General features: G+C 42.6%; 9 protein-coding genes. 6 read left to right on the forward strand and 3 right to left on the reverse strand.

The features are described from left to right. Nucleotides 1-68: 68 nt before the first annotated feature. From GSQ19_RS00350 to GSQ19_RS00360, 3 genes are all read right to left on the reverse strand, one after another. Nucleotides 69-836: an ATP-binding cassette domain-containing protein gene (locus tag GSQ19_RS00350; protein WP_011320820.1), complete on the reverse strand. Its 768-nt coding sequence runs from the start codon at nucleotides 834-836 to the stop codon at nucleotides 69-71. 103 nt (nucleotides 837-939) lie between these two features. Beyond that, nucleotides 940-1,767, reverse strand: a complete 828-nt coding sequence (locus GSQ19_RS00355; RefSeq protein WP_011320821.1) for an ABC transporter permease subunit — start codon at nucleotides 1,765-1,767, stop codon at nucleotides 940-942. 547 nt (nucleotides 1,768-2,314) lie between these two features. Then, complete coding sequence (locus GSQ19_RS00360; protein ID WP_011320822.1) at nucleotides 2,315-4,117, reverse strand: iron uptake porin; 1,803 nt, start codon at nucleotides 4,115-4,117, stop codon at nucleotides 2,315-2,317. A gap of 715 nt (nucleotides 4,118-4,832) precedes the next feature. Here GSQ19_RS00360 and GSQ19_RS00365 point away from each other — a divergent pair. From GSQ19_RS00365 to GSQ19_RS00390, 6 genes are all read left to right on the forward strand, one after another. Beyond that, complete coding sequence (locus tag GSQ19_RS00365; RefSeq protein ID WP_011320823.1) at nucleotides 4,833-5,654, forward strand: class I SAM-dependent methyltransferase; 822 nt, start codon at nucleotides 4,833-4,835, stop codon at nucleotides 5,652-5,654. Nucleotides 5,655-5,779: 125 nt separating this feature from the next. Continuing rightward, nucleotides 5,780-7,144, forward strand: a complete 1,365-nt coding sequence (locus GSQ19_RS00370; protein WP_011320824.1) for an LLM class flavin-dependent oxidoreductase — start codon at nucleotides 5,780-5,782, stop codon at nucleotides 7,142-7,144. A gap of 460 nt (nucleotides 7,145-7,604) precedes the next feature. Next, entirely contained in the window at nucleotides 7,605-9,134 is a 1,530-nt protein-coding gene (locus GSQ19_RS00375; RefSeq protein WP_011320825.1) for an amidohydrolase family protein, read from the forward strand. Nucleotides 9,135-9,215: 81 nt separating this feature from the next. Further along, a complete protein-coding gene (locus GSQ19_RS00380) occupies nucleotides 9,216-9,869 on the forward strand; it encodes a carboxylesterase family protein (RefSeq protein ID WP_011320826.1) in 654 nt (217 codons plus the stop codon). A 21-nt stretch (nucleotides 9,870-9,890) separates the two neighbouring features. Continuing rightward, the gene (locus tag GSQ19_RS00385) at nucleotides 9,891-10,889 is read left to right on the forward strand and encodes an aldo/keto reductase (protein ID WP_011320827.1); all 999 of its coding nucleotides are present in this window, start codon (nucleotides 9,891-9,893) and stop codon (nucleotides 10,887-10,889) included. A gap of 53 nt (nucleotides 10,890-10,942) precedes the next feature. Then, nucleotides 10,943-11,983: an aliphatic sulfonate ABC transporter substrate-binding protein gene (locus GSQ19_RS00390; RefSeq protein WP_011320828.1), complete on the forward strand. Its 1,041-nt coding sequence runs from the start codon at nucleotides 10,943-10,945 to the stop codon at nucleotides 11,981-11,983. The last annotated feature ends 552 nt before the right edge of the window (nucleotides 11,984-12,535 follow it).

Here is a 12,535-nt window from a genome sequence, read left to right on the forward strand (position 1 = left end):
ATTGCAACAGTTATAGTTTAAGAGCTACTTGAGTATTTCTGCCAAAAGTCATGCTCCCAATATAACTATTAATGACTCATCTGCAATAATTGATTTTTATTATTACTTTCATTATTCATAACCTGCTCTAGTACAGCTTCTCTAATATTGATAAATAGTTCACTAGCCCTATCTCGTGGGCGTGGCAATCTTACGGGTAAATCCAACATAATCCGTCCTTCTTCAATTACTATGACTCTATCTGCCAACGCCACAGCTTCTTCTACATCATGGGTGACTAAAAATGCCGTAAAGCCTCGCTCTCGCCACAAATCTTCGATGAGATATTGCATTTCTAGACGAGTTAACGCATCTAATGCACCCAGAGGCTCATCCAGTAGTAGTAAATGTGGTTGACTCACCAATGCTCTGGCTAATGCTACCCGTTGTCGTTGTCCTCCAGATAATACATGAGGCCATTCACCGGCTCTATCTTTAAGTCCTACTTGTTCTAATACCCATGTAGCTTTTGATTGCCAATTTTCTTGTAATCCTAGACCCACATTATCAATCACTCGTTTCCAAGGTAATAAACGCGGTTCTTGAAACATCACTCTAACAGAATGACTAAGTTTACGGAGTGGTTCCCCATCTAGCAAAATACCGCCTGTAGTGGGTTTATCTAACCCTGATACAAGGCGCAATAAAGTACTTTTACCACAACCACTACGCCCCACAATAGCAATAAACTCTCCAGGCGCTACTTCTAGATTTAATGAATTTAAAACGGTTTTATGACCAAAAGCCTTAGTTAGATCCAAAATATTGATTCGTGAACCTTTTAAATTTGCAACCATCTGTGTTTCTCCTTTTTTATGGATAATCGAGTTATAGCAATCTTGATAATTTGATGCTTAGGCAACACTAAACTCAAGGAATTCACAATTTATTTCTTAGTTTTTACCCAGCAGGTTTGTAATTGGGATTCCATGCTAAGAATTTATTTTCTAGAGCTTTGGCTATAGAATTTGCTAGTTTACCTAGTAGTGCATAAATGACAATACTTAATACCACAACATCAGTTTGCATAAACTCACGGGCATTCATTGCCATATAGCCAATACCGGAATCTGCGGCAATTTGTTCAGCTACAATTAATGAAAGCCACATAATACCCAAGGAAAACCGGACACCAATTAATATTGAAGCTAAAGCCCCAGGAAATACGATTTGCCACAAGAGTTGGGGTGTTTTTAAGCCGTAGACTCTGCCCATTTCAATCAGACCAGGATCTACACTCCGAATTCCATGATAGGTATTAAGATAAATCGGAAAAAATACACCTATAGAAACAAGAAATAATCTGGCTTGATCACCAATTCCAAACCATAAAATTACTAGGGGAATTAATGCCAAGTTGGGAATAGTACGCAACATTTGTAGAGAACTATCTAACAATTGTTCTGAAAGCCTAGAAAACCCAGTAAGTAATCCTAAAACAAAGCCAATTCCGCCGCCGACTATAAAACCAGATATAGCTCGTGCAGCACTAATTCCCATGTGTTGGAAAAGCTCTCCAGTTGAAGCTAACTTAAATGCTGTAAAAACTACACTGCTGGGTGCTGGTAAAATTCTGCTAGAGAGTAAACCAGTTCTGGAAGAAATCTCCCAAAGTAACAGCACTATAAAAGGTACTATCCAAGGGATGATTTTATTTGCGTATTTGTTGTTGAATAATACTTCCAGTGATTTTTCGTGGCTTTTAGTATTGTTCAGAGTAATAGTCATAAGGTCTAAGTTAGTTGTTTTACAAGGTTCTCATTGACAGCTATTTCGTCAATAGCACTGAGACGTGTGATGTTAGCTTTGCTCAGACAGGGGCAGAAAACAACGGATAATCAACAAAAAAATTACCTTGTCGTTAGGGTGTCACCTTTGCAAAATACTGTATGTCGAGAGAATTACCGTAGATTAAAACTAATCTTACACGAAATCTAGTAAAAATCAACCCCAAAAAAGCTTTTGTCACGAATTTCCTATGTTTAAGGGGATTCCTATTAGAAAACCATTTCCAGGGTTCCTGAGGATGATAGATGATTCATGACCTACTATCCAGCCCAGAACAATAGTGGGTTTCGCTGTTGCTAACCCACCCTACTGGACTGACACAGCTAAAGTAGTGGATTAGAGGTAGTAGCGCGGCAAAGCTAAAATGTTCCATTCATTATAGTTCTCTTGTGGAATGGGCTTCTAGCTCTTCCAGTGTAGGCAAGATGCCTACAGTAAAGAAACTTTTTTTTATGCACTATTTAAGGCTTGCCACGCTAATACGTACCTAAAACCTATAGGTAGTACGAATCCAAGCATATACACTATCAGGATTGTTGGCATTGGAATCTGGCGCTGTAACCCAAATAAAACCTGGTGTAATGTCGATTTTATCGTTAATTTTGTATTGGTAGAATCCTTCAATATGTAGGGAAAGGTCTTTGTCTGCTTGTCCTAAGCCTGCTCCCAAATTCACATTTTTGCCAAGACTGATCAGTGTTGGAGCCATACCCACAAACAATCCCCCTAGACTTCCCTTTTTTCCAAGATCCGGGAACGACATTCCTACAGCCCAATCCATAGCTCGGCCATCACCGCGTCCTAAATAGCGGTGTGCGCCATAACTTACCCAACCATTCATAGCAAACTTGGGACTAAATTGATAAAAAGCTTGTACGCCGTAAAGATTTGCTACTGTCCCCGTTCCTGCTACGGTGCTATTGACCAAGTTACTTCCTGCTGCTGGGCCAAAGTTTGTTCCACTTAAACCTTGGGCGTTTGGTGGACTATAAGTATTAACGTAAGTTAGAGCCGCCCGAAAATTCCTCTGAGGACTGGTGTATAGTATCTGTCCTAAAGCTAAATATCGGCCTGTGAAGAAGCCGGTATTGGGGCCAGGGTTATTGGCGTTAGGTGCGCTATAAGCTACTCCCAATTGGAACTGTTGATTTAATCTGTGGAGTACTGCTATTCCACCGCCAGCATCTCCATATTGATAGACTAAAGCTCGTCGTGAGAATCGGGAAATCCCATTAGAACCAGTTGCTAGACTACTTTCAAAGTATGGATTAATCGGAACGGTAAAACCTAGCTCATTAGCTCCATCGGATAAAGCATAAATGTTGACTTGGGTATTTGAACCAAAAGGAAACCGATAACGTACACCACTAACAGAAATATCATTGGGTGGTCTGGTAATACTGGAGTTATCAGCAGTTCTGCCATCAAAAGTGCCTAATAATCCAGCTCTTGTTTGTCCTAATGATTGAATATTTCCTCCCCCCAGCGTTATACCCAGTGAATCTTTACCTGTAAAGCTGGCATTTAATCGCAAAGACACTGATCCTTGCTGTGTTACTACGCGGGGTGCTGGCCGCCCAGTGATAACGTTATTACCAGCAAAAAGTGAGCCAATAACTATCTGCGCTCGACCTGTGAGTTTAACTGTAGTAGAAAATTGTTGTTTCTCGATGGTTTCTAACTTTGCATCTACTGTATCAAGTCTTCCTCGCAGTGCAGCCAATTCCGTAGAAAATTCTTCTCTTAACTTCTTGATTGTGTCTAAGTCTTCTTGTCTAACTAAGTCTGCTGTAGAATTGGCAATGATTTGATTGAACCGGTCTAAAGCAGTATTTAGACCAGCCGCAAATTCATAGCGGGTAAGAGCGCGATCGCCTTTGAATGTACCATCTGTATAACCTGCGATCGCTCCATAGCGTTCCACCAGGGATTGTAAAGCTTGAAATGCCCAATCTGTAGGCTGAATATCAGATAACTGAGAAACAGATGTAACTTGTTCTATGGGGTTTTCTTCATCTGTGATATCTTCTTGAGAAAATAGATTTTCTGTTTGAGATAGTAAGTAATCAGGCGCGCCAATTACCTCTACATTGGCAATCTGATTTGATTCAGCCTGAGTTACACTATTTGACGAAGTTTCCTCAATCCCTGATTTTGATTCAGATAGATTCAGTGTTTCCGGTGCGATCGCCTGCGGTGGGGCTTCTGCCATTGCACCTGAAGAAAGAATGAAAAGCACATTAAAAAGGGCTGGGACAACTAGCCCACAATTCCATAAAATTTTAAACATCGCTTCTTTTGAGTTACGCACTGAAAATTGACAAATCTTTACTTGCTAATACCTCACAGGATATTGACATCCCAATCACATATCCTTCTGAGGACAAATCTTCTTCAGATGATTGCCTTACAAAATTTTGGCAAAGACTAAACGGTGTTGAGGATTACAAACCAGGCAAGAAACGTAGCAAGTGGGATGTTCCATTGAGGAGTAAGAAGTTGAATTAGCCTAAAATTTTAACCGTAACTAAACTACTAAAAATCTATCTGGTTTTAGTAATTTAACTATTAATTTTGGATATTTGCATAAAATAATAAAAAAAACAAGCCCCTAAAGATATATTTTTATAAGAGAAAAACATTAGCAAACTTGTGTGAAGTAACACTTGCATTTTTATCGTAAGTATGGAAAACTCTGTAACAGAATAAAATACTGTAAATCAGTCGGTTTATAGTAGTTTGATGTAAATAAACTACGGTATTTAATTTGCCGACTGAAGTACTTAAATATTTTTCAGGCAAAAATTAATTGTGTACCTGATGCCAGTAGTAGTGAAACGCCCTATCCATCTTCCAAGTGATACAAAAAGCTTGGTAAGGATTTCGGCCTTTACTTAGTACAATTTCTAATTTCTAGATTTGTCTTACCATCACAGACTTAAGAAATATTCTGAATAATTTCCCCAATACCTCAATAGAGTATTGATTCACCCAAAAATCAACTTATGACCCAACTGAAAACACTTCCCATATACGACCCAACATTATTTGAGGGTGCTGCTGAAGTTTATGCTCAATACAGAACTAAGTACCCGCCTGCCGTATTTGACAAGCTAACGGAAATATTTAATTTGAATGGTCAAGGAAGACTACTAGACTTGGGTACTGGCCCAGGTTTAATTGCCATTCCTCTCAGCACCAAATTCCAAGAAGTAGTGGCGATCGATCCCGATCCGGAGATGCTCAAAGAGGCGCAACGCCAAGCAGCAACGGCAGGAGCAAATAATATTACTTGGCTAGAACAAGGAGCAGAACTGATTAACCCTAGTCTTGGGGTATTTAAACTAGCTACCATTGGCAGAGCCTTTCATTGGATGGAACGCCAACTTGTACTAGAGCGCCTTTATGAATTGCTGGCAGATGATGGTGCGATCGCACTCCTGAATACAGGTGATGATCCTTGGAAAAGCCCTCTACCTTGGAAACAGGCTGCAATTGGAGTGGTGAAAAAATGGTTAGGTGAAGAGCGACGAACTGGACAACGAGGGCAAGGGATTCGTAAACCAGTTGATCCTCCCCACGAAGTCGTAATTGCCAATTCAAAATTTGCTCGCCAGGAAGTGCATGAAGTCACATTTGAGAAATCTTGGACAGTCTCTAGCTATCTTGGCTACTTATACACTACAGCTTTCTCGCTGAAAATTTTCTATGGTGACAAAGCTGAAGAATTTGAAGCAGATATCAAAGACGCATTACTAGCGGTTGAGCCTTCTGGACACTTTACAGAAGAACTCAAAGCCACAATTCAAGTTGTTTGGAAGCATTAACTTGATTTTTTAACGCAAAGTATCGCAGAGGTACTCGCAGAGGGGAAATGAGAGTTATTTACTCTTGATTTGTTTGGTACTTGAGAGTGAATTAATTTAACTATCTAAAATAAAGAGGAAAGCCGATGAGCAAAAAACGCCAGTTTCGTTTAGGAGCATTTATTCAAGCTACTGGACATCATATTTCGGCTTGGCGACATCCTGATGCACAAATAGATGCAGGGTCAAATTTTGACCATTACAAAGAAATTACCCAAACTGCTGAACGTGGGTTATTTGATGCAGTTTTTTTGGCGGACAGCCCAGGAGTTTGGGGTGGTGAACCAGAGACACAAAAACGCAATGGGAAACTTGCTCATTTTGAGCCAGTCACCCTCTTTTCAGCGCTGTCCTCTGTCACCCAAAACATTGGTTTTATTTCCACTGCCTCGACTACTTATGAACATCCTTACACCCTGGCGCGTAAGTTTGCTTCGCTAGATCATTTGAGTAAAGGCCGGGCGGGGTGGAATGTAGTTACCACAGGTAACGAGAGTGCCGCAGGTAATTTCGGTCTTGAGCATCACCCAGAACATAGCCAACGTTATGAACGCGCAGAAGAGTTTGTACAAGTGGTTAAAGGGTTGTGGGATAGCTGGGAAGACGATGCTTTCATCCGTGATAGAGAATCTGGTATTTATTTCGATACGGATAAACTACACGTACTAAACCACAAAGGTAAATATTTTTCCGTCAAAGGCCCGTTGAATGTTGCTCGTCCGCCTCAGGGTTATCCGGTGATTGTCCAGGCTGGGGCATCGGAAGCTGGAAGAGAATTAGCTGCGCGTACTGCTGAGGTGATTTTCACTGCTAATCAAACCCTAGCTGATGCCCAAGAATTTTACGCTGACGTAAAAGGCCGATTGGCAAAATATGGACGCTCTCCAGATGACCTAAAAATCATGCCTGGGGCCTTCCCAATTATTGGCCGGACTGAGGAAGAAGCTCAAGAGAAATACGAATTTTTGCAATCATTAATCCATCCCGATGTCGCTTGGGGCATTTTAAAGAGATACTACAAAGGTTTGGATCTGTCGAAATATTCTTTAGATGATATTGCTCCAGAACTACCTGGCGACACCAACAATAATAAGAGTCGTCTAAAATTAGTCAAAGATTTAGCGACTCGTGGGAGTCTGACGTTACGACAGTTATATCTGGCTCTTGCCACTGCCAGAGGTCATCGCACAATCCTTGGTACTCCCGAAAGTATTGCTGATCAGTTAGAGGAATGGTTTAACAATAGTGCAGCAGATGGTTTTAATATCATGCCACCAATCCTACCTACAGGCTTAGATGAGTTCGTGAACCTAGTCGTTCCCATTCTTCAGAAACGGGGATTGTTCCGTACTGAATATGAAGGTACTACCTTGCGGGAAAACCTGGGGCTACGTCGTCCTGAGAATCAATTTGCTGTCAAACAAGTGAATGAAAGATTGGTTTTGGCGTAAATAAATAGGGCTTAGTAGTCTGACAAGTTAGAGGTTGTTTGAAAAGAGATTGGCTGTGATTTTAAGCACTTGTTGATCCCCCCCTAACCCCCCTTAAAAAGGGGGGAAAATGAATTAAAGTCCACGCCACTTGCTACAAGTCGGCAGAGCCGCCCAACACAGTGGCTCCCCTTTTTAAGGGGGATTTAGGGGGATCTAAAATGTTTTGCTACTAAGCATAGGACTTTTCAAACATCCTCTTAACTTGAAGATCCAAAATCAGGACTACAGTCCTGACTACAAACAAAGGAGTAATGAGTTTCGAGTGCTGTAGACACTCCCTCGTTGAGCCAGTATGTTATGAGTTCTTTTTGTCATCAATATCACCCATGCTTTGTTGTACTCGGCACTCATAACTCATTTCTCAGCACTGTTTCTGTAATTTTTTATTTACGTAACTTGCTGTAGGCAAGGAAAAAATATGACTGAATATAGCAGACTAAAAAGTTCTCGTTCCGCCGCTATCAAAGCGAAACTCAATTATCCAATCATCGACACTGACGTTCATACTAACGATTTCACCCCAGCCCTTGAGGACTACATTGCTCAATATGGTGGCTCGAAACTGGTAGATGAACTGCGCAAGGCAGAATCTTCTCGTCTTAACTCCAAGAGCAACGGTAAAGACTGGTATCAACAAACTCCCGAAGAACGTCAATATAACCGGACAATTCGCTCTCCTTGGTGGGCGAGAGTTACCCGTAACACATTGGATTTAGCTACTTACACTCTTCCTGAGCTATTCTATGAGCGTCAGGCAGAGCAAGGGTCAGATTATTCGGTGCTGTTTCCGAATAATGTTTTAGCACCGGCTGGAGCTAGCAAAGAGAACCGTCAAGCATTGCAACGGGCTGTAAATCACTATCATGCTGATTTGTATCGCAAATATAGCGATCGCTTGACTGTAGTTGCTGGTATCCCAATGGGTACTCCTGAAGAAGCTGTTGAAGAATTAGAATTTGCAGTAAAAACACTAGGACTAAAAGTAGCAAATATTCCTGGTGGCGTGAAGCGTCCAATTAAAGCGATCGCTGATAAGTACCCAGCAGATCAATACCCAGAAGTTGCTAAGTATGCTTCATACATTGACTTCTACGGATTGGATAGTGAATATGATTACGATCCATTCTGGGCAAAGGCAGTTGAGTTGGGTGTACCTATTACTACCCATTATGGTAGCCAAGGTTGGACTGGACGCTCTTCCATCAGCAACTACATGAACAACCACATCGGTCACTTTGCCGATGGTTCACAAGCATTTGCGAAGGCGTTGTTCTTTGGTGGTGTTACCAAGCGTTTCCCACAGTTGCGCGTAGCGATGTTGGAAGGTGGTGCTGATTGGGGCGCACACGTTTACATCCATTTGGTAGACAGATTCTCCAAACGGAGTCTCAAAGGTCTGCAAAACTACAACCCAGACCTGACCAATTTTGATGAATTGTACGCGTTGTTTGAGCGTTTTGGTAGTGAATTCTTGCAAGCACACCCCCTCAGCAAAGAAGAACTGAAAAAGACTGTACTAGGTTCTTCCTTCAACCGTCATAGTCGCTCGCCCATTGGTAGCGAACTAGAAGACTTTGCGGCGGCTGGGATTGAAACCATTGAAGATATCCGCGATCGCTGGGTAAATAGCTTCTTCTTTGGTTCTGAGTCTGACGATCGCACCATTGCAGCTGCATTCAACGACAAAGCCAATCCCCTGGGTGTGAAAATCAACGCCATCTATTCCTCAGATGTTGGTCACTGGGATGTACCCGACCTCACAGATCCTCTAGCAGAAAGTTGGGATTTGGTACAAGAAGGTGTGATTTCCGAAGCTGACTTTAAAGCTTATGTCTTCGCTAATCCCTACAAGTTCTACACCCAAGCTAACCCCGACTTCTTCAAGGGTACAGCAGTTGAATCTAAAGTACCTGCTCCACAAGTAGATAAGAGCCTTGTAGTAGCTTAAATCAGATAGTTGACAAGATCCCTGACTTCTTGAAGAAGTTGGGGATCTGACCACCACACAAAAACTTGAGGAATTATAGCTATGTCTATCGAACGCCGTTCTGGTTTATTGCCTTATCTATTCTCCCGCGCCGCAGAAGAGACCAACAAACCCGCACCCCTCGTATTGTTTCTACATGGGGCGCGCGATCGCGGTACAGATATAAATGTATTACTAAAATGGGGTCTGCCTCGTTTTGTTGATGAATCCAGCCCCTTACCCTACTTTTTTGTCGCGCCCCAACTTCCTGAAGGCCAGACTTGGGTAGACCGAGAAGCAGATGTTATTGCTTTGTTGGATAATCTGATCGTTTCTCAATCAATAGATCCTTCCCGTGTCATCCTATCAGGATTCAGCTTAGGTACTGCGGGAGCATGGCATATTGCTGCTGCTCATCCTGGTCGTTTCGCTGGTTTAGTAGCGGTTTCCGGTCGTGTACCTAAAACCCTAGAAGCAAACCAACTAGCTGCACTCAAAGAAATTCCCATCCAAATATTTCAAGGTGCAAAAGACGAAAAACTGTCAGTTGAAGATACACAGCAGATTGTTGATACCTTACATGGTCTGGGGGGAACAGTAGATTTTACTGTCATACCTGAAGGGGATCATTTTATTGCTGATGAAGTGTACACCGACTCAAAATTGCAACAATGGCTGATTTCACAGAGCCGTCGTCCTGCTTCTGTAGTCGCCTAAGAGTAGAATTCTTTTTCTAACATGACATTACCCACAACTAAACTTGGCCAAACTGGATTGACCGTTTCTCGTCTGTGTCTCGGTACAATGACCTTCGGATTACAGACAGATGAAGAAACTTCCAGGCAGATTCTCGACACCGCCGCCGATGCAGGCATTAACTTTCTGGATACAGCCGATGTTTATCCTTTGGGTGGTGGACTAGCTACGGCTGGAAGTACGGAAGAAATCATTGGACGTTGGCTAAAAGGCAAACGAGACAATTTTATCCTTGCTACAAAATGTGTGGGACGAGTCGGGACTGCGCCTTGGGATCAAGGTGCTTCACGTAAACATATTCTCGATGCCATCGATGCTTCCTTAAGAAGATTGGGAACTGATTATGTTGACTTGTACCAATTGCACTCTGATGATGCTTCAACTCCTCTCGATGAAACCCTAGAAGCATTAGATACAGTAGTACGTGCTGGTAAAGTACGCTACATCGGAGTTTCCAACTTCTTAGCTTACCGACTCGCCCGCGCCTTGGGACGCGCCGATGTACGAAATCTGACTCGCTTTGTCTCAATTCAACCCCGCTACAATTTGTTATTCCGCGAGATTGAGAGAGAACTTTTGCCCCTAGCAAAAGAAGAAAGTCTGGGTGTAATTCCTTACAACCCCTTGGCTGGTGGTTTACTAACTGGTAAACACAGCCTGACTCAAGGCCCAACAGCAGGGACTCGTTTTACTTTGGGTACAGCCGCAGAACGTTATCAAGAAAGGTATTGGCGCGATCGCGAGTTTAATACTGTGGAAGAATTACGCACAGTAGCAGACTTCGCAGGCCTATCACTCACCACCCTAGCTGTGGCGTGGGTGTTGGCTAATCCGATTATTACTGCCCCCATTATTGGTGCTAGTCGTCCAGAACAGCTTGCTGACACCCTAAAAGCCCTGGAACTTAAGCTCGATGACAATTTGAAGCAAAAATTAGATGACATCACCGCCGAATATCGCAGAGGTGATTCTCTACGCTAGTTTTGCAAATTTGAACTCTTTCCAATCCAAAATATTTTATCTATCAAACACCTATGATTAAACGCCGTCGTTTTCTAAATGTCGCTACATCTAGTCTGGGCGGTTTTTCTATGGCCTATTTGTTGGGAAGTTGTAGCCAACAAAGCCAAAAGAATGTAGCAAATAGTAGCAGTTCTCTGGCGATAAAAACGAAGGTTCTCCGCATGGGGTATCAAAGTGCAGGGGATCTTGTCCGTAATCGGCAAGTTTTAGAAAAACGCTTAGATCCTCTGGGAATTAAAGTAGAATGGCTGCAATTTGCCCAAGGGCCGCAGCTGATGGAAGGGATGGCTGCCCGTAGGGTTGATATAGGCTCAGTGGGAGAAACCCCACCAATTTTTGCCCAAGTGGCTGGATCAGACATTGTTTATGTCGTGGGTACACAAAGAAACGCAGGAACCGGCAGAAGTAGCGTGATTGCAGTGCCGCCAGAGTCTCCACTCACCAAGTTTGAGGAGATTAAGGGGCAAGAAGTTTATTTTCAAAAAGGCTCGGCATCACATTATTTTATGCTCAGGGCTTTACAGTCGATTGGTTTGACCATCAAAGATATCAAAATCAAAAGTATGGCAACTATCGAGGCGCGGGCTGCTTTTCTGGAGGGAAAAATCCCTGTTTGGATGACAGGAGATCCCCACTATGCGATCGCTGAAAAAATGAATCGCATTCGTGTTCTCAGAGATTCTGTTGGCTTGGATTCTCCTGGCGGCTACTACATTGCTGATAGAAAATTTGCTCAAGAAAATCCTGGTGTTCTGAAAATTCTGATTGAGGAACTTCATGCGCTTGATAAATGGGCAGAAGTGAATCGAGATGAAGTCAAAAAATTGATGATTACCCAACAAAAGCTGGATGAAGATGTAGCCGAAAGGGTAATGTCTCGTCGCACTTTTGCCGGACGCAGAGGTTTAAGTCCGGCACTAATAGCGGAACAACAGCGTGTAGCAGATTTATTCTTTAAAGAAGGTGTAATCCCCAAGAAAATCAACATCAGTGATGCCTTACTCCCATCTGATTTGTATGCTGCAATCACACCGCCAGAAATTATGGTTTAACGTGAGTTCGACGAATACAAAAACCCCTCTCCAAACCTCTCCCCTGCAAGGAGAGAGGCTTTAAAACCCTATTTTTTTGTTGATATTTTAGCGCTTTACTCCCCTCTCCGCGTCGGAGCGAAAAGTCTGAGCGGAGGTTTCCTCCGATCAGAACTTTTCAAGAGAGAGGGGCTGGGGGAGAGGTCGAAAAAGACTTGTCGAACTCACGTTGGTTTAGAGACGAATGTCGCGCTTGTGAGTGGGTGTAGGGGTTTAGGAGAAGAACATTATTTATGAGGTGTCTTGATTTAACTATTTGTTGTTTCCCTCACACCCTTATATCCCAAGAGCCTTATTAGTCAAAATCACGGTTTTTGGACTGTGGACTATTGACTATTGACCACCCTCAGAAGGGTTTTTTGCTTCAGTGCGTAAGTTTTAACTAACAACAGTTAGTTTAACGCCACCGGGCGGCTGAGTAGCCGTCCATTTTTATTTTACAGAACAGTCCCGATGAAAAAATTTCACAGTCATAGATGAAAGATATCTTTCCCCTATACCCCTACACCCTCT

This window comes from Trichormus variabilis 0441 (assembly GCF_009856605.1).
In the GTDB taxonomy this organism is placed as follows: Bacteria; Cyanobacteriota; Cyanobacteriia; order Cyanobacteriales; family Nostocaceae; genus Trichormus; species Trichormus variabilis.